The organism is Gordonia polyisoprenivorans (genome assembly GCF_017654315.1).
Lineage (GTDB): Bacteria > Actinomycetota > Actinomycetes > Mycobacteriales > Mycobacteriaceae > Gordonia > Gordonia polyisoprenivorans_A.
The window spans coordinates 294,274-314,382 of the sequence record NZ_CP072203.1 but is presented as its reverse complement, the minus strand read 5'-3'; the positions used below and the strand labels follow the sequence as shown (position 1 = coordinate 314,382).

The 20,109-nt window shown below is 67.6% G+C and carries 18 protein-coding genes; 7 read left to right on the top strand and 11 right to left on the bottom strand.

The annotated features are described in order from the left end of the window. Positions 1–56 precede the first annotated feature (56 nt). The 3 genes from idi to crtI are packed head-to-tail and all read left to right on the top strand — an operon-like array spanning position 57 to position 3,111. The gene (gene idi / locus J6U32_RS01500) at positions 57–614 is read left to right on the top strand and encodes an isopentenyl-diphosphate Delta-isomerase (protein ID WP_208793243.1); all 558 of its coding nucleotides are present in this window, start codon (positions 57–59) and stop codon (positions 612–614) included. Next, a complete protein-coding gene (locus J6U32_RS01495; protein ID WP_208793242.1) occupies positions 611–1,534 on the top strand; it encodes a phytoene/squalene synthase family protein in 924 nt (307 codons plus the stop codon). Before idi ends, J6U32_RS01495 begins: the two co-directional genes overlap by 4 nt. After that, complete coding sequence (gene crtI, locus J6U32_RS01490) at positions 1,531–3,111, top strand: phytoene desaturase family protein (protein ID WP_208793241.1); 1,581 nt, start codon at positions 1,531–1,533, stop codon at positions 3,109–3,111. The genes J6U32_RS01495 and crtI overlap by 4 nt, the downstream gene beginning before the upstream one ends. A gap of 505 nt (positions 3,112–3,616) precedes the next feature. On the opposite strand, the gene J6U32_RS01485 is transcribed toward crtI, so the two are convergent. From J6U32_RS01485 to J6U32_RS01465, 5 genes are read right to left on the bottom strand one after another with little or no spacing between them, the layout of a single operon-like run. Then, the gene (locus J6U32_RS01485) at positions 3,617–5,104 is read right to left on the bottom strand and encodes a phytoene desaturase family protein (RefSeq protein ID WP_208793240.1); all 1,488 of its coding nucleotides are present in this window, start codon (positions 5,102–5,104) and stop codon (positions 3,617–3,619) included. Continuing rightward, positions 5,097–6,263, bottom strand: coding sequence for a glycosyltransferase (locus J6U32_RS01480; RefSeq protein WP_208793239.1), 1,167 nt, complete (start codon positions 6,261–6,263; stop codon positions 5,097–5,099). Before J6U32_RS01480 ends, J6U32_RS01485 begins: the two co-directional genes overlap by 8 nt. Beyond that, positions 6,260–7,087, bottom strand: coding sequence for a carotenoid biosynthesis protein (locus J6U32_RS01475; protein ID WP_208793238.1), 828 nt, complete (start codon positions 7,085–7,087; stop codon positions 6,260–6,262). The genes J6U32_RS01480 and J6U32_RS01475 overlap by 4 nt, the downstream gene beginning before the upstream one ends. Then, on the bottom strand, positions 7,084–7,794 hold the full coding sequence (locus J6U32_RS01470; RefSeq protein ID WP_208793237.1) for a monooxygenase: 711 nt from the start codon (positions 7,792–7,794) through the stop codon (positions 7,084–7,086). Before J6U32_RS01470 ends, J6U32_RS01475 begins: the two co-directional genes overlap by 4 nt. After that, positions 7,791–8,900, bottom strand: coding sequence for a polyprenyl synthetase family protein (locus tag J6U32_RS01465; RefSeq protein ID WP_208793236.1), 1,110 nt, complete (start codon positions 8,898–8,900; stop codon positions 7,791–7,793). The genes J6U32_RS01470 and J6U32_RS01465 overlap by 4 nt, the downstream gene beginning before the upstream one ends. A 135-nt stretch (positions 8,901–9,035) precedes the next feature. On the opposite strand from J6U32_RS01465, the gene J6U32_RS01460 reads away from it, so the two are divergent. Beyond that, positions 9,036–10,256 (top strand): NAD(P)/FAD-dependent oxidoreductase, encoded by a 1,221-nt coding sequence (locus tag J6U32_RS01460; protein ID WP_208793235.1) that lies wholly within the window; start codon positions 9,036–9,038, stop codon positions 10,254–10,256. A gap of 30 nt (positions 10,257–10,286) precedes the next feature. Here the strand turns inward: J6U32_RS01460 and J6U32_RS01455 are convergent, their stop codons facing one another. The 4 genes from J6U32_RS01455 to J6U32_RS01440 all read right to left on the bottom strand — a co-directional run bounded on the left by J6U32_RS01455 (position 10,287) and on the right by J6U32_RS01440 (position 14,372). Next, positions 10,287–11,657: an ABC transporter permease gene (locus J6U32_RS01455; RefSeq protein ID WP_208793234.1), complete on the bottom strand. Its 1,371-nt coding sequence runs from the start codon at positions 11,655–11,657 to the stop codon at positions 10,287–10,289. Continuing rightward, positions 11,654–12,409 carry an ABC transporter ATP-binding protein gene (locus J6U32_RS01450; protein WP_208793233.1) on the bottom strand — a complete coding sequence of 252 codons (756 nt, stop codon included), beginning with the start codon at positions 12,407–12,409 and terminating at the stop codon, positions 11,654–11,656. Before J6U32_RS01450 ends, J6U32_RS01455 begins: the two co-directional genes overlap by 4 nt. A gap of 125 nt (positions 12,410–12,534) precedes the next feature. Further along, positions 12,535–13,176 carry a response regulator transcription factor gene (locus J6U32_RS01445; protein WP_208793232.1) on the bottom strand — a complete coding sequence of 214 codons (642 nt, stop codon included), beginning with the start codon at positions 13,174–13,176 and terminating at the stop codon, positions 12,535–12,537. Continuing rightward, entirely contained in the window at positions 13,173–14,372 is a 1,200-nt protein-coding gene (locus J6U32_RS01440) for a sensor histidine kinase (protein WP_208793231.1), read from the bottom strand. Before J6U32_RS01440 ends, J6U32_RS01445 begins: the two co-directional genes overlap by 4 nt. 14 nt (positions 14,373–14,386) lie before the next feature. Here J6U32_RS01440 and J6U32_RS01435 point away from each other — a divergent pair, with 14 nt between their 5' ends. Together J6U32_RS01435 and J6U32_RS01430 are read left to right on the top strand one after the other, a co-directional pair. After that, the gene (locus J6U32_RS01435) at positions 14,387–14,806 is read left to right on the top strand and encodes a hypothetical protein (protein ID WP_208793230.1); all 420 of its coding nucleotides are present in this window, start codon (positions 14,387–14,389) and stop codon (positions 14,804–14,806) included. 525 nt (positions 14,807–15,331) lie between these two features. Beyond that, positions 15,332–16,987: an HNH endonuclease signature motif containing protein gene (locus J6U32_RS01430; protein ID WP_208793229.1), complete on the top strand. Its 1,656-nt coding sequence runs from the start codon at positions 15,332–15,334 to the stop codon at positions 16,985–16,987. A 175-nt stretch (positions 16,988–17,162) separates the two neighbouring features. Here the strand turns inward: J6U32_RS01430 and J6U32_RS01425 are convergent, their stop codons facing one another. Beyond that, positions 17,163–18,278: a hypothetical protein gene (locus tag J6U32_RS01425; RefSeq protein ID WP_208793228.1), complete on the bottom strand. Its 1,116-nt coding sequence runs from the start codon at positions 18,276–18,278 to the stop codon at positions 17,163–17,165. Next, positions 18,278–19,447 (bottom strand): phosphotransferase family protein, encoded by a 1,170-nt coding sequence (locus J6U32_RS01420; RefSeq protein ID WP_208793227.1) that lies wholly within the window; start codon positions 19,445–19,447, stop codon positions 18,278–18,280. The genes J6U32_RS01425 and J6U32_RS01420 overlap by 1 nt, the downstream gene beginning before the upstream one ends. A gap of 39 nt (positions 19,448–19,486) precedes the next feature. Between J6U32_RS01420 and J6U32_RS01415 the strand changes: the two genes are divergently transcribed. After that, positions 19,487–20,107 carry a TetR/AcrR family transcriptional regulator gene (locus tag J6U32_RS01415; protein WP_208793226.1) on the top strand — a complete coding sequence of 207 codons (621 nt, stop codon included), beginning with the start codon at positions 19,487–19,489 and terminating at the stop codon, positions 20,105–20,107. Positions 20,108–20,109: the final 2 nt, after the last annotated feature.

Genomic DNA, 20,109 nt, shown 5'->3' with positions numbered 1-20,109 from the left:
CTGGAGGCACGCCGGGCCGATCGTGGCCCGACCGACCAACGAGGAGCAGACCGCGCATGACCGAGTACCTGGCCGAGGACCTGGTGGTACTCGTCGAGCCCGACGGCACGCCGTGCGGTACGGCCGACCGGACATCGGTGCACACCACCTCCACCCCGCTGCACTTCGCCTTTTCCTGTCATCTCGTCGAGGCCGGCCGGTTGCTGATGACCCGCCGGGCGCTGACAAAGAAGACCTGGCCGGGTGTATGGACCAACTCCTACTGCGGGCACCCGCGACCCGGCGAGAGCGCCGTCGACGCCGTGCATCGTTACGCCCAGCGGGAATTGGGCCTCGACGTCACCGATGTGCGCTGTGTCCTACCCGATTTCCGCTATCGGGCCGTCGATGCCAGTGGTGTGGTGGAGAACGAGGTGTGCCCGGTGTTCGTCGCGCGACCGACCGGTCCGCTGCGGCCCAACCCCGACGAGGTGATGGACGTCGCGTGGACCGACGTCGACGACGTGTGGTCGGCGGCGCGACGCACCCCGTGGCTGCTCAGCCCGTGGTTCGTCGATCAGGTGCACGCGCTCGGTGCTCATCCCTACCGTGTGCCGGAGCGGGAGACGTCATGAGCCTGCGCCAGATAGGTTCGCACCGATCGCCTGCGACGACCCGTCCGTATGTGCGCTACGACGAGGTCGCCGACGCCAGCGCCGACCTGGTGATCCGCTCGTATTCGTCGTCGTTCGGCCTCGCCTCTAGGCTGCTGGCCGGGCCGATCCGCCGTGATGTGCGCAACATCTATGCGTTGGTGCGTGTGGCCGACGAGATCGTCGACGCCCCGCGGCCCGGCCAGGACGTCGAGAGCAGGCGGGCTGCGCTCGATCAGCTCGAGGCCGACAGCCTCGCGGCGATGGACACCGGGGCGAGCACCAACCTGGTCGTCCACGCCTTCGCCCGCACCGCCCGCAGGGTCGGCGTCGACGCCACGCTGACCGCGCCGTTCTTCGCGTCCATGCGCACCGACCTCACCTGCCGAGAGCACGACGAGGACAGTCTGGCCACCTACATCTACGGGTCGGCCGAGGTGGTCGGGCTGATGTGCCTGCGGGCGTTCCTTGCCGAGGAACCCGACCGCGACGTCCGCTACGCGGCGATGGCGCCGGGGGCAAAGCGTCTCGGGGCCGCGTTTCAGAAGGTCAATTTCTTGCGCGACCTCGGAGTCGATGACGGTGAACTCGGCCGACGCTATCTGACCGGCCTCGATCCGCAGGCTCCGAGCGACGCGGCGTGGCGGCGGTGGCTCGACGACATCGACGAGGATCTGGCCGCCGCGGCGCGCATCATTCCCGACCTGCCCGGTGAGGCACGGGTCGCGGTATGTACCGCCCATGATCTGTTCGCCGAGTTGTCGGCGCGTCTGCGCAAGGTGGCACCGGCGGACGCGGTCACCACGCGCGTACGGGTACCCGGACCGGTGAAGGCCGGTATCGCTGCGGCGGCAGCGGTGCGTCGCGGGTATCCACGAGCGGGAGGGGTATCGAGCCGGTGACCACACCGAAGAAGGTCGTCGTCATCGGCGGCGGTGTGGCCGGACTGGCCACTGCTGCGTTGTTGGCCGCCGACGGGCACGACGTCGACATCGTCGAGAAGAACGCGAATCCCGGTGGGCGGGCCGGGAGTTGGGAGAAGGACGGATTCCGCTTCGACACCGGACCGTCGTGGTGGCTGATGCCGCAGGTCTTCGACCACTTCTTCGCGTTGCTCGGGACGTCGACGGCGGAGCAACTGGAGCTCACCCGACTCGAACCCGGATACCGGGTGTTCTTCGAAGGTGAGCCCGATCCATTGGAGATCTCCGGCGACCGTGCTCGCAACCGAGAGTTGTTCGAGCGCACCGAACCCGGTGCAGGCGTGCGATTCGACGAGTACCTGGAGTCGGCACGCGACACCTACGACGTGGCCGTTCGACGATTCCTGTACACCAGCTTCGAGTCGGCCCGGGCCTTCACCGCCACCGAACTGCTGCGCCGCCTCCCCCGGTTGGCGCGACTGCTCAGCGAGAGCCTGGAGTCGTTCACCGCCAGGCACTTTCGTGACCGGAGGCTACGGCAGATCCTCGGCTACCCGGCAGTGTTCCTCGGGGCGTCGCCCGAGCGTGCGCCCGCGATGTATCACCTGATGAGCTGGCTGGATCTCGACGACGGGGTCCGATACCCGCAAGGGGGTTTCACCCGATTCGTCGACGCGCTCGTCGGTGTCGCCGTCGATCACGGTGCGCGCTTGCACACGGGGGTTGCGGCGACGGAGATCTGTACCCGCGATTCGGGTCGCGGACCGGTCGGAAGGCGGGCAACGGTCACCGGGGTGCGGGTGACCGGTGCGGACGGCGCCGAGAGTGTGCTGCCTGCCGACATCGTGATCGGCGCGACCGATCTGCACCACCTCGAAACGCGGTTGTTGCCACGAAGATTGCAGACATTCCCGCAACGGTGGTGGGACCGCCGGACGTCGGGACCCGGGGCGGTGTTGGTCTTCCTCGGGGTGCGTGGGCGGCTGCCACAACTCGCGCACCACTCGCTGTTCTTCACACAGGACTGGCACGCGAACTTCGACGCCATCTTCTCCGAACCCACCCGCGTTCCCGAGCCCGCGTCGCTGTATGTGTGCCGGCCGTCGGCGACCGACGATTCGGTGGCGCCGAGCGAGCATGAGAATCTGTTCATCCTGGTACCCGTACCGCCCGACCCGTCGCTGGGGCGCGGCGGTGTCGACGGCGCAGGCGATCCCGTGATCGAGCAGGCCGCCGACCGCGCCATCGAACTCGTCGCCGACTGGGCGGGCATCGAGGACCTCGCCGACCGGATCGTCGTACGCCGCACGATGGGGCCGGGCGATTTCGCCGTCGACGTCAACTCGTGGTCCGGTGGTGCGCTCGGGCCCGCACATACGTTGCGCCAGAGCGCTTTCCTGCGGGCCACCAATCGATCACGCAAGGTGGACGGACTCTACTATGCCGGCGGCTCGACCCGCCCCGGCATCGGACTGCCCATGTGCCTCATCAGCGCCGAACTGATCCGCAAGCGTCTACGCGGAGACCATTCCACCGGGCCGTCGATGGCTCCCTAGTGGTGGTGTGAAACCAGCCCTGTAGCAGGCGGTCTCGAGGCTCGGCGCGTGCGCCTCGCACCTCGACCATCGGTAGGGGGACGGCTTCCATACGGTGGTCGAGGTGCCGACGAGCGCTAGCGAGGAGCCTCGAGACCTCTTGTGCTGAAGGGTTTCCGGGCCACGGTGGGTCGAAACCAGCACCGGTGACGGTGGTCTCGAGGCTCGGCGCGCACGCCTCGCACCTCGACCATCGGTAGGGGGACGGCTTCCATACGGTGGTCGAGGTGCCGACGAGCGCTAGCGAGGAGCCTCGAGACCTCTTGTGCTGAAGGGTTTCCAGGCCACGGTGGGTCGAAAACAGTACCGGTGACGGTGGTCTCGAGGCTCGGCGCATGCGCCTCGCACCTCGACCATCGAGAGGGGGACGGCTTCCATACGGTGGTCGAGGTGTCGACGAGCGCTAGCGAGGAGCCTCGAGACCTCTTGTGCCGAAGGGTATCCGGTGTGACGATGGAGCGCTCGCCTATGCCCGGCCGATGAGCCCGGCGGTGATCTTCGCGGACAGCAGAACCAACGGCAGCCCACCGCCGGGGTGCGCCGAACCGCCGACGAGGTAGAGGCCGGGAATGGGGGAGGCGTTCGCGGGGCGCAAGAACGCGGCGCGCGGACCGTTGGATGAACTGCCGTAGATCGAACCGCCCGGCGTCAGGGTGCGGCGGGCGAGATCGGCGGGGCTGAGTACGAATCGGCGACGGATGCGATGGCGGACGTCGGTTCCGCGAGCGGCCATCGCCTCCAACACGTGGTCGGCGTAGGAATGAGCGAGACCGTCGCTGTCCCAATCCATTCCCGAATCCGGGTGGTGGCGCGGCGCGTTCACCAGCACGAACCAGGCCCCGGTTCCCGCGGCAGGGACGATGGCCGGGTCTTCCGGTGCAGTGATGTAGACGGTGGGATCGGCGACGGGACGTGGTGCTCCGTGGTGGCCGAAGACCGCGTCGAACTCGGCGTCGTAGTCGGCGGGGAACAACACGCGATGATGTGGCTGTCCGGGTGGCTCGTCGTCGAGGGCGAGCATGATGACGAAACCCGACAACGACGGTGTGCTCCGCTGCAATCGACGGAGTTGGCGGCGCGCCGACGACGTGTGCACGAGTGAGGAATACACCTGAGCTGCATCGGCATTGGCCACCACGAGATCAGCGCGACGCAGGTCGCCGGACGCGGTGATGACACCGTCGGCGCGGCCGTCGCGGACGCGGATCTCACGCACCGCGGTCCCGGTCTCGACGCATCCACCGAGGGCGGCGAGACGATCGGTGAGCGCAACGGCGATGCGGCCCAGGCCGCCGCGCACATACCAGGAACCCCAACGCTGTTCGGCCCAGGGCACACTCGCCAGCGCGGCCGGGGCGCGACGCGGGTCGGAGCCGGTATAGGTGGCGTACCTGTCGGCCATCATGCGAAGCCGCGGGTCGTGCAGATACCGGGACGCAAGGCCCCGCAGCGACGACCACGGGGCGACAGTCCGCACGTCGTCCACACTGCGCGCGAGAGAAGTCATGTCGCGCAGGCTGATCGGCGCTTCGAGGAATTGCCCGTGGGTGGCGTCCCAGATCCTGCGGGCGCGATCGAGAAACCCCGACCACTGCGCGCCACAACCGGCTCCGAGAGCGGCGTCGAGCGCAGCGGGGATCTCGGCGAAGTCGCCGGGAACATCGAGGCCGGTCCCGTCCGGAAACCGGTACCGGGCGGCGATCGGGAGCCGCTGCAGTTCGAGAATGTCGTCGACGGGTGCGCCGGTCGCCGCGAACAGTTCGGAGAGAACGTGAGGCATCGTCACCAACGACGGGCCGGTGTCGAAGACGAAGCCGTCGTGCTCGAGGGTTCCGAGTTTGCCGCCCACCGCAGTCGATTGCTCGAGGACGCTCACCCGATGCCCGGCGTGCTGCAGCCGGATGGCTGCGGCCAGCCCGCCGACGCCGGCCCCGACCACGATGACCTCAGCCACGGCGAGTCACCCGCCCTCGCGGTGTCGTCCCGGGAAGCGCACGCCCCTTCCAGCGCAATCGGTCTCGGCGATGCGCCTGCAGCGAATCCGCGGTGAGCGCCGCGAAACCCGCGATGGACAGCGGATGGACCAACGCGTCCGGCCACGCGCGCCCGCCGGTGACAGACGCCGAGATCGCTCGTGACGCCACGCCTGCAGCGTATCCCAGCAGCCCGATCCGAGAGCCCGTGAGCGCCGCCACCGCCGGGACGATGTAGGCCAGCACCAGCATCGTCACCACGCCGACGGCCCCGGCGGGTGAACCGAACGCCGACCACAACGACTTACGGTAACCCTCCCGAATCTCGCGGTGGCCGTGATACATCCGGCATTGCGCCAGGTGCGCACCGGCGCCCACCCCGCCCATACCGCCGACGGACTTGATCGCACGGAGCAGAGCGATGTCCTCGAGAACCTCACCCGCGACGGCTGCGTGGCCGCCGGCGCGGCGGTATGTCTCGGCATCCACGACCAGGAATTGTCCGTTCGCCGCGGACAGGCTAGGACGCGACGACCGCACCGCGATCCCGAGCGGCAGCGTGCTCATCCACGACCATTGCAGCAGCGGCTGGATCAGCCGCTCGGCCGGGCTGTCGGCGAGTTGACGGGGATACGGGCACAACAGTGCCAGCCCGGCGACGCGCAGGGCCGCGACGGTCGCGGTGAACGCGAACGGGCTGACCCGCACATCGGCGTCGACGAAGGCGAGAACCCCGCTACACGGAACTTGCTGTGCTGCTTGATGACACGCCCACGACTTGCCGAGCCATCCGTCCGGCCGCGGTGTTCCCGCGACAACCGTGACGCGCGGGTCGTTGGCCGCGCAGATCGCCAGGATCTCCGCGGTGTCGTCGGTCGAGTCGTCGTCGACGACGACGATCCGGGCCGGCCCCGGCCAACGATCGATCGCCGCGAGCACCGCACGGAGACACCCCGGCGCGTTCGCGGCCTCGTCGCGCATCGGGATGAGCACCGACAACGGCTCGGCCGCGGGCAGCGCATCGACATCCGGGGTGCGAATCCGCCGGGCATTGGAAATGGTCAGCACGAGGGAGGCCGCCGCCAAAGCGGTACCGGAGTTCACGACCCATCGGGCGAGGTCACGCGGCCGGATGATCATCGACGAGCCTCCCGGAACATGCTGACGGCCAGCGGGATTGCGACAGCACCCATCACCAGTCCGCCGACCAGTGCCACCGGTGGCCGACCGAAGAACACCAGATGCGCGATCACCGACGACGCATACACCCACAGGTAGGCGACCAGCGGAAGCAACTCGGCGGCGCGACGATCGGTCATCGATGCGGGTTCCTGACGACCGATCGCCACGCTGAGCACCGCCATCATCAACGCCGACACCAGCAGCCATCCCACGAAGTTGGTCAGCGGAATCGCGTCGACACCCGGCAACGCCGGATGCGGCGACGACCACCGCCAGTACCCGGCGTCGACCATCTGCGGATCGAGGAACACATCCCACGCAGTCAACGCGTAAGCACCCAGAAGTGGTACCGCCCAGGAGCTTCGGCCCGTGAGTCGTCGCGCCACGATGAACGCGGGCCATCCCATCATGATCCAGGCCAGCGGCACCACCACCGGGACGCCGAGGATCTCACCGCCGAGGGCTCCGGTATAGGCATACTCCCCGAAGGGAATTCCGGTGTGGACCCCGACGGCCTCGGCGAGCAGACCGCCACCGCCGGCCACGGCGAGAAGACCGAGCAGTCCGCGCCCACCGTGCGTCGCCGCACTGTGACACAGCATTGCCGCCGACATCGCCACCACGACGATCGTGGTGAGCACGACGTTGCCGCCGCCGGTGAGGGGAAACGCGATCTGCACACCAACACTGGTGGCCAACAGAATCCACGCCGCCACCCGTAGGGGCGGGGGCCGCCGCCGAGATGTGGCTTCGGCACGGTCGACCACATCGTCAGCGGTCACGGCGCAATCCCCCGGTAGGTTCCGGTCACCGACTCGACGCCGAACCGGGCGAACAACTCCTCGGCGTACCAGCGCTGTGGGCCGGTCTCGCGGATCGCCGAGACGTGACCTGCACTCCGGTAGGCGAAGTCGGTCAGCGCAGACGCGTTCTCCCAGAGCGAGAAGGTGCCCTGCAGCCCGATCGGTGCCTCGCCGACCCCGAGCGCCAGGCGCACTCCCGGTGCGGCCGTGAGATCCGCGACCACCGCGGGCACCGCCCGCCAGAACGACGCCATGCGCGTGGGCCGCAGCCGCGCCCGGGTCAATGCTGCCACCGGGCCCGTCCAGTCGGTGCCGCGTGCTCGAGTGGCGTTGGTGCCGAAGGGTTCTCGCCGTGACCACTGCCCGCGCGAGGACAACGGCACCAGACGTACGGTCAGCGCCTCGCTGCCCGCTCGATCCCAGGACCGCAGATAGCGCGATGCCGCGCCGGTCGCCGCGGCATCGGCATCGGCCCACACCGTCAGCAGTGCCCAGTGGTGAGCGTCGGCGTCGCGCGGGGTGAACGTGCGCGCCGAGCCCGTTCCCAACACCTTCGCGAACCGCAGGCCGGGCAGTTGGCGCAACGCCCTTCGGCCCGACGCCACCCGCAGGAGTGCTGGTCCCACCCGATCCACGCCCCAGATGCGCAGTTCGACGACCGGTTTCGCCGACGGTGTCACCGTCATGAGCGTCGCCTCACCGACTGCCGCACCAGTTCCCGCAGTGCCTCGCGTGCGAGGTCGTCGACCTCGATGCGATCGATCACCTGCTGCGCGGCCGCGGTGAGATCGTCGACGCGGACCTCGGTCTCGGCGAGCGCGCCGGTGGCCACCATCAACTCCCGTACCGCGAGAAGGTCGTCGACGGTGACCTCCGGGTTGCCCAACGCCCTGGTCAGCAGGCGCCTCCCCGCGGGGTCGGCGCGCTCCTGGGCGAGGGCGACAAGCAGCGTCCGTTTGCCCTCCCGGAGGTCGTCGATGACCGGCTTACCGGTCTCGGCGGGGTCGCCGAACATTCCGAGGACGTCGTCACGCAGTTGGAACGCCTCGCCGGCGAGAACGCCGATCTCGTCGTACTGCGCGAGGAGGCCGGCGGGCGCCCCGGCCAGCGCGCCTCCGAGCCGCAGGGGATGGGAGATCGTGTACTTGGCGCTCTTGTACTGCAGGATGGTCCGGGCGCGCCGGCGGGTGATCGTTTCACGCGTCTGCCCGAGCATGTCGAGGGTCTGCCCGGCGAAGGCCTCGTCGCGCATCGTCGACCACATCGACCGGACGACCGATCGCGTGGGGCGATCGAGATCGGCGACGGCATCGCCGAGCAACTCGTCCGACCACATCAGGCACAGGTCGCCGGCGAGGATCGCCATCGCCGACCCGTGCGCTCGTGCGTCTCCTGACAGGTGCTCGGCCACATGCCGATCAGTGAAGGCGCGGTGAACAGTCGGCATCCCGCGTCGTGCGTCGCTGCTGTCCATGATGTCGTCGTGGATGAGCGCGGCCAGGTGGAACATCTCGATGGCGGTGGCCGTCTCCCACACCCCGGGTGTACTCGGGGCCCCGGCGGGACTCCTCACCTCGGCAGCAGCTCGTGCGCCCCAGACGCAGAACTGTCCGCGCAGCCGTTTGCCGCCCACCGCGGCGGCGCGAATGGCGTCCGTGAGACGCCCGACGTCCGGATCGACGCCGGTGAGGATCGTCGCATGGCCGTCGATGGTGGATAGCAGCATCCGGTCGACACACGTGCGGATCACTTCCGCCGCGCGGCATGGGGAATGCTCGCGCAACGAATCCATTCGGCCTCCTCAAAGCGGGACAGGTCGGGCAGGACAGGTCGGGGGTGGACTTATCACGGGCCATTCGGAGCCGCTCCGACCCCGGATGGGTGCGCGTACGGTGGGACGAGTACCCACCAGGAAGGTAGGAACGCCATGACGGCTGTGGTGATCGTCGGCGGCGGCCTGGCGGGAGCCAAGACCGCCGAGGCGCTGCGCGAACAGGATTTCGACGGCGACGTCGTGCTGATCGGGGCGGAGGACCATCTGCCCTACGAGCGGCCGCCGCTGTCCAAGGAGTTTCTTGCGGGCACGAAGCAGCCCGCCGAGTTCACCGTCCACGATGCGGACTGGTATCGCGACAACAACATCGACCTCCGTCCCGGTACCACCGTCGAGCGGGTCGACATCGACGCCAAACAGGTTGTGCTACCGGATGGTTCGACCGTCGCGTACGACAAGCTGGTGCTGGCCACGGGCTCGTCCTCCCGACACCTGAACCTTCCCGGCGAGGACACCGCACACGTGCATCATCTGCGCACCCTCGACGAGGCGACCGCGCTCGGTGACGACATCGGTCCCGGACGTCGGCTGGCGATCATCGGTGGCGGATGGATCGGCCTGGAGGTCGCGGCGTCGGCGCGCCAACGCGGCGCCGAGGTCACCGTGGCCGAGGTCGGCGAACTACCGTTGCTCTCGGTGATGGGCCGCGAGGTCGCGCAGGTCTTCGCCGACCTGCACCGCGAGCACGGCATCGATCTGCGCACCGGCGTGCAGGTGCAGGAGATCCTCGAAACCGAGGGCTTCGCCACCGGCATCCGGCTCGGCGACGGCACCACCGTCGACGCCGACGCGGTACTCGTCGCCGCCGGCGCGGTCCCGGCGCTCGGGCCTGCCGAGTCCGCCGGTCTCGACATCGACGGTGGTGGTGTCCTCGTCGACGCCGGGCTGCGCAGTGGCAATCCCGACGTCTTCGTCGTCGGTGACATCGCCAACGCCGAGCACCCGGTGCTCCGGCGGCGGGTGCGCACCGAACACTGGGCGAACGCCCTGAACCAGCCGGCGGTCGCGGTCACCAACCTGTTGGGCGGCGCGGCCGAGTACGACAACCTCCCGTACTTCTTCACCGACCAGTACGACCTCGGCATGGAATACGCCGGACTCGCCGGCGCCGACGACACCGTCATCCTGCGCGGGGATGTCGCGGCCCGCGAGTTCGTGGCGCTATGGGTGTCCGACGATGCGCGGGTACTCGCCGGCATGCAGGTCAACATCTGGGATCAGCTCGACGACATCAAGGCGCTCATCACCGCGGGCCGACCCATCGATCTCGATCGGGCAGCAGACGCCGATGTGCCGTTGACGCAGCTACTCTGATCCGACTCCCCGGGTCCTCGCACCGGCGGGTCACTGCACCGCCAGGGCATCGACCGGGGTCACCGCCACCGCGCGCCGACTCGGCGGCAATGACGCCACCAGCGCCAGTGCGAAGGTGCCCACGATGATCGATGCCAGTGCCGCCCAGGGTAATCCGAGTGGGATGCCGGATGTGAGCGCTCCGACCAGCGACTGACTGCCGACAGTTCCGAACACGATACCGAGCACCAGGCCGGCTGCGACCGCGGTCCCCGACATCGCCAGCGACTCCCGGAAGATCATCGAACGGATCTGTCGCGTCGTGAATCCCATCGCGCGGAGCATGCCGATCTCCCGGGTCCGCCCGATGACGGTGAGCGACATCGTCGATACGAACCCGACCGCGGAGATGATCACCGAGATGGCGACCATGGCGATCAGGATCGCCGTCATCACCGACAACGTCTCACGGGTGGCTGCGGCGTTGGCGGGTGAGAGGTCCCAGCTGTCGACCGAACGGGTCAGCGCAGTCATACCGGTGGCGATCGTCGTCACCAGGGTGACCCCGATCAACAGACCCAGGGTCGACCGGGTGGTGCGGTGCGGGTCGCTGACCGCGTTCTTGCGGGCCACCACCGACGGCGCGCCGGCGCCGAGCGTGCGTCCACTCAGTCGCACCAAACCCGGCACGATCAGGGGTGCGCCGATCAGCGCGCCGACGGAAAATGTTGCCGCACCGAAGAATGCCACGATGAAACCCGCGAGGCTGCCGCGCTCGCCCAGCAGTGCAGCCAGCGCGAGGAGACCGGCACCCACGAGGAGCAGCGCCGCGGCGACGACGCGCCGCGCCGTGCCGATGTCGCTTCGTGCCGGGGCGGCCGCCATACCGGTCAGCGCGCCGCGGGTGCCGACCCGAGCAGCCACCACGGCGGTGGCGAGGACGGCGACACCGGCACCGATCACCCCGGGTGGAAACCATGGATAGTCAAGACTCGGGATTGTGCCATTGTGTACCAGAATGATTCGCGTGATATCGGTTCCGGCCGTGCCCAGCGTCACCCCGATGACGGCGCCGATCGCCGCGTCGAGGGCGACAGCCCGGGTCAGGCTCGCGCGCAACTGCGCCGAACTCGCCCCGATGAGCCGCAGAAGCCGTAACTGGTTGCGGCGTCCGGCGATCACGGTGGTGACCCCGTTGCTGATGACGATCGCCGACACGAACAGCGCGATCATGATGAACACCGAGGCGACGACGTCGAGGGCCGCCCCCGCGGAGCCGCCTTTGTGTGCCGAGATCACCGACAGCATCTGCGACGTGGTGAGCAGGGCGGCGCCATAGGTGGCCGAGAGTGCCGACACCACACCGATGGTGGCGAACTCGCGCAGCGACCCGACGGTCAGGCGCGTCGAGGTGGCCTTCATGCCGGAACCTCCTGCAACCCGATCAGCAGGTCGGAGATCTGGCGAGGATTCAGACCGCGGTACTCGCCGACGATCGCGCCGTCGGTGAGCACCACAATCCGGTCGGCGTAGGAGGCGGCCACCGGGTCGTGGGTGACCATCGCGATACCCTGACCGTACTCGCGGGCGGCGGTGGTCAACAGCGTCAACACCTCTCGGCCCGTACGGGTGTCGAGAGCGCCGGTCGGCTCGTCGGCGAGGATGATCGTCGGGCGGGATGCGAGAGCACGCACGATCGCCACCCGTTGCTGTTGTCCGCCGGATAGTTCCGACGGCAGGTGATCAAGCCGGTCGCGCAGACCGAGCGTTGCGACGAGATGCGCGATCCACGCCTGCTGTGTGGCATCGGGCGTTATCCCGGCAAGTACGAGTGGGAGCCGGATGTTCTCGTCGGCGGTGAGCGTCGGGATCAGGTTGAAGGCTTGGAAGACGAAGCCGATGGTGGTGCGGCGCAGCATGGTTCGGGCGGTGTCGTCGAGTCCCGCGATCGGGGTGTCGCCGAGCCAGATCTGCCCGGAGCTGATGTCGTCGAGCCCGGCGATGACGTTCATCAGCGTCGACTTGCCGGACCCGGAAGGGCCCATGATCGCGGTGAACTCGCGGCGATGCAGTTCCAGAGAGACGTGACGCAGTGCGTGGATGGGGTTGGCGGCGTCGCCGTAGGTGCGTGACACGTCGCGCAAGACGACGGCAGGTGTATCGGGTGCGTTCATGGAGTCGACGCTACGTTCGTGTGTCCGTGAGATCGTCGGCCGCGGTGCGGAAATCGGGTACATCGCAGGTCGGTCCGGCGTACATCCAGAGATGTACGCCGGGTCGTGCAGAACGGGTGTCTCGGTCAGACGAGGCCGTGATCGTAGGCGTACACGACCAGCTGAACACGGTCGCGCACAGCGAGTTTGGTGAGGATGCGAGAGATATGCGTCTTGACCGTGGCCTCGGACAGCACCTCGACCGCGGCGATCTCGGCGTTCGACAACCCGTGGGCGGCGCGCACGAGGATCTCGCGTTCTCGAGGGGTCAGCTGTGCGTACTCCGGTCCGGGCGCTCCCACACGTGTCCGATGTGTCTCGAACAGCCGGCGGGTCGCCGACGCGGCGACCACCTGGCTGCCGTCGGCGACCGCTCGGATGGCGGCGAGAAGGAGGTCGGGCTGAGCGTCCTTCAGGAGGAATCCGCTGGCACCGGCGGCGATCGCCGAGGCAGCTGCCTCGTCGGTGTCGAAGGTGGTCAGTACCAACACCTTCGGTGCATCCTCGCCGAGATCGGCGATGAGGTCGGCGGTGGCGGTGATGCCGTCGACACCGGGCATCCGCACATCCATCAACACGACGTCGGGCCTGGTGGTGCGGACCACCCCGGTGAGGCCGATGGCGGTCGACTCCTCGGTGACCACCTCCATGTCGGGTTGGCTACCGATGATCATGGCGATACCTCCGCGAAACAGCGGTTGGTCATCGATCAAGGCGATGCGGATCATCGGGTCTGCGTTCCTCCGGGTTCGTGGGTTTCGCGCATCGTGTCGGGGAGCGATGCGGGGATCTGCAGAGAGACGAGCCATCCGTCGTCGTTGTCGCGAGCACTGCGAAGCGTTCCGCCGATCTGCGCTGCCCGTTCGGCCATACCCGCGATACCCTGTCCCGCTCCACCCGGGGCCAAGGGATTGTCCGACAGCGCATTCCACACCGTCATGGAGCATCCGCGCGTCCACTCGATACGTACGACGATGGGCACAGCGAGGTCACCGTACTTGAGCGCGTTGGTGAGTGCCTCGCCGAGCACACGCCCGGCTACCCGGGTGATGTTCGCATCAACCGATTCGTCGTTGCCCGTTTCCTGGGTATCGATGGTCATGCCGGCCGCCCGCATCCGGTCGAACAGGGTGTCGCGATCCGAGCGCGACGCCGACGACACATCCTCGTTGCGGAGTTGCTCGAGGAGTCCGCGGACGTCGCCGAGGGCTCCGCGCGCGGTATCGGCGATGACGTGCAACGCCTTCCGGGTGGCTTCCGGGTCGGCGTCGAGCAGCATCCTGGCACCTTCGGCCTGTGCCACCACCACAGCGAGCGAATGCGCCACCACATCGTGCATGTCGCGTGCGAGCCTGGTGCGCTCGGATTGCTCGTCGTAGAGATCGAGTAGGCGTTTGCGTTCGAGTTCGGCGATGGTCTCGGCGATCGCCGCCTGCTGCACCATGCGGCGCTGGTAACGGATGAAACCGAAAGCCCAGCCGCCGATGACGACGACTGCCGCACCGGCAAATCCGAACAGTCGGATGGCGACCGCGTTGCCCGCGGCGTCGACGTAGGCGTGCGGGAATTCCCAACCGGCCACGACACATCCGGCGATCGCCACCGCCAGGGAACCGAACCGCACACGACGATCGGGATGTCCGCCGACGGTGGCGAACAGTGGGAAGTAGGCCAAGGACGCCACGACTGCGATCTGGTCGGTGGCCACCTGCACCGCCGCCGAGGCCAGGGCCAGCACGATCAACACGCTGGGTGCCAGCCGCCGCAGCGCCAAGGCGATCGACACGACGGCAGCAGTGACCGCGGCCGACGTGGATTGTCCGAGGTGAATCGGGATGGCGATCAATGCGAACACGACGGCGATCGCCACATCGATGATCAACCCGCGACGGGTCAGACCACCGGTGGAGAGCGGATCGCGCATGGCACGATGATCGCATGAGCACAGAGGCCGCGATCGTCCTGTTCGTCGCCGGTCTGATCTTGTTACTGGCATTGGTCCTCGGCGTGTGGAAGTACCAGCAGATGCTGACCGCCCCCGATCACCTCGCGCATCCCTACGTCGACATCGCCCACCGTGCGGCGCTGATGTACTCCTTTGCCACCGCTCTGCTTGCTGCGCTCGTGCAGTTCAGCGCGTGGCCCGCGTGGCTCGATCTCGTGGCCGCCGGCATCCCGATCGTGTTCTTCCTCGGCGCAATCCTCACCTACATCGGGCACGGCATGCGTCGCGACACCACCAATCAGTTCGCGCACCCCGATCGCGCCCTTCGCCTGTCGATGACCGCACTCATTCTGGGCGAGATCGGTGGTGTGACAGTACTTCTCGTCGGCTTCGCAGTGGGGCAGTTCGGTTAGGTCCCGCAGCGGACGCCGTCGCTTCCCCTGGCGGTCGACCCTTCCCCCGGTGGTCGAGGTGCGAGCCGCGTGCGGCGAGCCTCGAGACCGCTTGCGCCGGTGCTGGTTCAGTTCGACGGGAGATGCGAACAATGATCGGCGAGCGGGGTCTCGAGGCTCGTCGCTGGCGCTCCTCGGCACCTCGACCATCGGATGGAAAGACCCGGAGCATCATTCGGTCACCTCAGATCGATGGTCGAGCGCCTCCATCCCCCCGGATGTTTGCTCGTCCCCTGATCGTCGAGCGCTTCCTTCCTCCCGATGGTCGAGGTGCGAGCCGCGTGCGGCGAGCCTCGAGACCCTGGTGAGATGGCAAGCATTGCAACCACATCCACTACCCACTCGACGTGATTGAGCGCCCAGTCGACGCGCCCGAAAGAAGTTGTCCACAGATTTCTCCGGTCTGGCGATCATCGGACCGGTTTTGTCGGTATCCCTTCGTACACTTGTTCTCATCAAGTCCGATCGCGGGAGGGGAGGTATCTGGTGTCGACCACGTTGACGTTCACCGATCCAAATGCCGATGCTGCCGCGATCACAGCCATGACCCGCGATGAGCTCACCGAAACCGGCCCGGACCTGCTACGCGAGTCCCGCAAATACGAAGCCCGGACAGTGCTGGCTGCCGCCGAGCTGGCAGAGCGGGTATTTCACGAGCATCTCGCCGATCGGCCCGAGACCGGTGTGTGGGGTTCGGTCGTCGAGCATGCCGAGAGACTCGGCCGGGCCGAAGTATCGTTGCAGTTCAAGATCTCCCGTAGCAAAGCCGGGAGTTGGATAGCGCTGGCGGACCTCCTGGAGAAGCTACCGCTGATCCGTGCCGCCTACCTGAATGGAGAGCTCTCCACGAATCGGGCTTCGATCATGGCGCGCGCCGCCCAACGCGGCAGCGACACCGACACCACCGACAGCGACAGCGACAGCGTCGATACCGGTGACGAGTCCGGTGACAACGAGGAGATGACGTTCGAGGAGATCGTCCTGGACTACGGATCCCGCGCCACCACCGACCCGGTGCTGTCGCAACAACTCGACGCCGCCTTGATCTCGATGAACCCCGACAGCGTTATCGAGGACCGTGAGACCATCACCGACCTGGTGGGGAACGTGACCATCACCCCCGATGTTGCGGGGCACTCCTCTCTGGATGCGGTTGTGCCCGCCCATTACGGGGTGTTTCTCACGACGCAGATCAACGCCCTCGTTGACGAACGTACCTGCCGCAAGGACCCCCGCCGCGTGGGATCGCTGCGGGTGATCGCCCTCGGGGAGATCACCGGCGTCCCCGGAGCCCACCTCGACTGCCAATGCGGCTTGGCCGATTGCGCCAAGGGCCGTGCTGGCAACAGGAACGACTCCGCCGAAACTCCCGCCGACGCCCAGGACGCGGCAGCGTGGGACGACCTGCTACCCGAACCCGCCGACGCCGATGTGCCCGAACTCGAGGACATCGAACCTTCCAGTGCGCCGGAACCTGCCAATGCGCAGGCGCAGGAACCTGTCGATGTGGTGGAGCCGGTCGTCGAACCCGAGATCCCCGACCCCCTGGATGAGCCAACCACGGATGAGGTGCCGGTGGCGTTCGGACGTGCCCTGGTCGTACCCAGTGCACCCGTACTGACGGTCCTGAAAGATCCCGACGGTGAGCTGGTGACACGCCTGCAGGGATACGGTCCCATCGACCCCAGCTACGCCACCACCCTCGCCGACGTAGCGAAAACCATCCACTACCCCAAATCCGCACGTACCGCCGGACCACTCATCCCGCAGATCTCCGACCGACCCCAGGCGCCGCCGGCGGATCCGACCGGACACGGCGGTCACACCGTGCCACCCCCTGGGGCATTGACCTATGCACCCAGCGCCACACTGCGCGCTGAGGTGCTCGCCAACGACGCCTGGTGCCGATACCCCTACTGCGGTATGCCGTCACACCTGTGCGACCTCGACCACTGGCGGCCCTTTAACCATGCCGACCCCCAGGCGGGAGGGTGGACTGTGCTCGGTGACCTCATCCCGTTGTGTCGGGCTGATCACCAACGCAAACATCTCGCGGAGTGGGTGCCGACGCTCTACACCGATCGGCGGGTGGAGTGGCGGAACCGTCGGACGGGGCAGGTGATTGTCACCTATCCGCGGTGACGGAATTCCGCTGTGGGGTGGAACCAGTTGTAGCTCACCGGGTCTCGAGGCACGGCGCACGCGCCTCACACCTCGACCATCGGGAGGAAGGGTTCTCGACCATCGGTGGAGGTTCTCGACCATCGGGGGAATGGCCGCCGACATCGGGGAGGCGCGCGACGCGCAGCACCGCCGGCTACGGCGCCACCGACAGCCAGTCGGCGAATCCGGACGGGTCGTGGCGACCGAGGGCGCCGTGCTCGAACAAGCCCCAGCCCTCTCGGGTGGTGCCGTCGGATTCGCGGCAGGTCGCGGTGCCGACGTGGTCGATCATCCCAAACGGAATGCGGCCGGCGACAGCGGGATCGGCCAGATCGTAGGTCACCCGCTCGGTGAAGCCCTCGCCCTTCCACAGGCCGTGCGTCCAGTCGGGGTCACCGCCGTACCCGCCGCCGACGTGGAGCGGTGTGGCCAACAACGACCTGACCTCGAGCGAGACCGTGCCGCCCGCGGAGTCGGTCATCTCGATCGAGGCACCGGTGGGAATCCTTGTCCCGGAATGGTAGTGCGCGGTGATGCGCGGCCACCCGAGTTGTTCGATACGTCCGTCCTTCCAGATGCGGCTGCAGTCGTTGAGGGTTCGGAATCCATCGGGGTTCTCCTGGACGATGAGGACAAGGGCAAAGTCGTCGAACGCCATCGGGATGTAGTTCCACCACATCCCTTCGAACGGCGGGTCGGCCGGACGTCCCGCGGGTTCGGCCTCGCCGACGGGACGGATACCCCACGAGCGGTCACGCGACCCGAGCCACGTCGCCGGGTCGACGGCGATCTCCTCACCGTCGATCACCAGCTGTCCACGCCACGTGCCGAGTTGTGCGAAACGCTGGGCGTCCAACGTGATTCGCCGACCGGTGCGCATCACATGCGGCATTTCCTGCAGCGCGTCGAACAGCCCGGTGAAGGTGAGATCGGCAGAAATTCCGTCGGTCTCGTCGAGGACGATACGCAGCGAGCACAGAGGTTCGCTGACCTCCACACGATAGTTGCCGACATACTGATTGAGGCGGTCGTCGTCAATCGCGTCGGACAGGTGTACCGCAGTGTGGGTGCCGCCTCGGCTGATGAGGACGAACGCATCCTTGACGCCGAGGTTCGGGTAGTACCCGATACCGGTGATGAGGAAGATCTCGCCCGTGCGGTCGTGCGCATTGAAATAGGAGCGGTCGTAGAAGTTCCGGTCGGAGCTACCCGGCCATGCGATCGGCTGGGGGAGTTGGTGAATGGGGAATTCGTCGGTGGGTCCGAGCATTATGGTCCTTCCTCGAGAAGACGTTCCAGCAGGGTGCGGTGATAGAAGAGTTCGGCGTCGACGTCGGCGGGCCGGGTGATCTCACCGAAATGCACGCGTCGGGAGCCTGCGCGCATGAACACACAGCACCAGATCACCCCCGCGAACACCGAGAACCACCGCAGGTCACCGAGTTCGACTCCGGTCAATTCTCGATAGGTGTCGCGAACGTCGTTCTCACGCAGGAAATGTGGCATGCCGGGCAGCGCCGCGAGCCCACAGAGCTCCTGGAAGACCTGGTGCGCGAAGATCATCCACGACACGTCGAGCTCGCGTGGTCCGAGGGTGGCCATCTCCCAGTCGAGGATCGCCGCGGGGGTGAAGTCCTGGTAGATCACGTTGCCGATCCGCGCATCACCCCAGATGAGTACCGAATCCGACGCGGCGACGTCGTCGGGGAAGTGGTCCTCGAGCCACGGCAATGCCCGATCGACCAGCGGGGACCGGCCGATCGTCGTCGACGACTCGTACCACTGCGCCAGCCAGGTGAGACGGCTGCGCAGGTCCGACCCGGTGGCCGATTGGCCCTCGCGTAGGAACCTGAACGTCGTCGACGCCTCGGGAATCGAGTGCAGTCGCGCCACCAGTTCGATCGTCGAATCCTGCAGGGCACGTTGGCTTTCCATGGGGGCGTCGAAGAGCCAGTTGTCGCCGAAGGTGTAGGGCATGACGTCGGGTGGGACGAGCCCGTCGATGCGATCCATCAGGAAGAAAGGCGACCCCAACAGCGCGCCCGTCGGCTCGAGCCACCGCATCCGGGGGATCGGAAGGCCGGTGGCCTCGGCGGCGAGTCGCATCGTCTCGTATTGGTGATCGAGTCGGTAGGTGTCGAAGACGGGGATGTCCTCGGGTCGCGGCGCCATGCGCATCACCCACCGTTCGTCGGCCGGTGAACCCCCATCGGGCCAATGCGCATCGACCATGATCGTCTCCGACGACATGCCGTTCGCGTCGACACCGGCGTCGATGTGCAGCTGGGGTGTACCGCGAGGGGAGTCCCCGCGGCTGCCGATCCAGTCGGCGAGGATGAGTGGGACCTCCGTGGTGTCGCGTGCCGACCGCTGCAACGGGTCGACGTGGGTGTCGACCGTGGGGGTGTGACCGCTGTGTGGAGGCGCCGTGTCGGCCATCGGTGATTCCTTCCTCATTCCGCTACGCTCGGTAGCGTTATGACAGCAGAGGACGCGAGCGCCCGCAGCGGAATCCGGAAAACCGCCGGACGGCCCCGTGACGGCAGCATCGATACCGCGGTACTCGACGCGGCACGTGAACTGCTGGCCGAGACCGGATATGCAGGGGTGACGGTCGCCGCGGTTGCACATCGTGCCGGCACCACCAAGACCGCGATCTATCGGCGATGGGAGTCCAAACCGCACCTGGTACACGACGCCACGTTCGGCCGGTTCACCACGCTCGTGCCGCAGAGCGGACGGATCTCCGAGGACGTGGCACAGATGGTCGAGGAGGTGTGCGCGGTGTTCGGCAGTCCCGTGACGCGGGCGGCGCTACCGGGACTGATCGCCGATATGGCCGCCGACCCGGCGGTGCATCAGCGAGTGCTCGCGGGCTTCGCCGGAGTCTTCGGCGGCGTCGCCGAACGTCTCATGGACGCTCGCGAACGTGGAGAACTGCGCGTCGACGTGGACCCGACGATCTTCGTCGAAATGCTCGGTGGCGCAGCCATTCTGCACACCCTCATGCATCGCGAGGGCGGTCTCGACGAGGCATGGGGTGCGCAGATGTTGGCGGCGCTGTCGGCGATCGTCGTCGACGAGCCACCGGCGCAGTGAGC

Coding starts and splice junctions, on each gene's coding strand:
- J6U32_RS01495 (WP_208793242.1), top strand. CDS start 611: ATGAGCCTGCGCCAGATAGGTTCGCACCGATCGCCTGCGACGACCCGT.
- J6U32_RS01445 (WP_208793232.1), bottom strand. CDS start 13,176: ATGATCCGCATCGCCTTGATCGATGACCAACCGCTGTTTCGCGGAGGT.
- J6U32_RS01480 (WP_208793239.1), bottom strand. CDS start 6,263: ATGATCATCCGGCCGCGTGACCTCGCCCGATGGGTCGTGAACTCCGGT.
- J6U32_RS01460 (WP_208793235.1), top strand. CDS start 9,036: ATGACGGCTGTGGTGATCGTCGGCGGCGGCCTGGCGGGAGCCAAGACC.
- J6U32_RS01425 (WP_208793228.1), bottom strand. CDS start 18,278: ATGCTCGGACCCACCGACGAATTCCCCATTCACCAACTCCCCCAGCCG.
- J6U32_RS01435 (WP_208793230.1), top strand. CDS start 14,387: ATGAGCACAGAGGCCGCGATCGTCCTGTTCGTCGCCGGTCTGATCTTG.
- J6U32_RS01420 (WP_208793227.1), bottom strand. CDS start 19,447: ATGGCCGACACGGCGCCTCCACACAGCGGTCACACCCCCACGGTCGAC.
- J6U32_RS01455 (WP_208793234.1), bottom strand. CDS start 11,657: ATGAAGGCCACCTCGACGCGCCTGACCGTCGGGTCGCTGCGCGAGTTC.
- J6U32_RS01415 (WP_208793226.1), top strand. CDS start 19,487: ATGACAGCAGAGGACGCGAGCGCCCGCAGCGGAATCCGGAAAACCGCC.
- J6U32_RS01440 (WP_208793231.1), bottom strand. CDS start 14,372: ATGCGCGATCCGCTCTCCACCGGTGGTCTGACCCGTCGCGGGTTGATC.
- J6U32_RS01450 (WP_208793233.1), bottom strand. CDS start 12,409: ATGAACGCACCCGATACACCTGCCGTCGTCTTGCGCGACGTGTCACGC.
- J6U32_RS01470 (WP_208793237.1), bottom strand. CDS start 7,794: ATGACGGTGACACCGTCGGCGAAACCGGTCGTCGAACTGCGCATCTGG.
- J6U32_RS01465 (WP_208793236.1), bottom strand. CDS start 8,900: ATGGATTCGTTGCGCGAGCATTCCCCATGCCGCGCGGCGGAAGTGATC.
- idi (WP_208793243.1), top strand. CDS start 57: ATGACCGAGTACCTGGCCGAGGACCTGGTGGTACTCGTCGAGCCCGAC.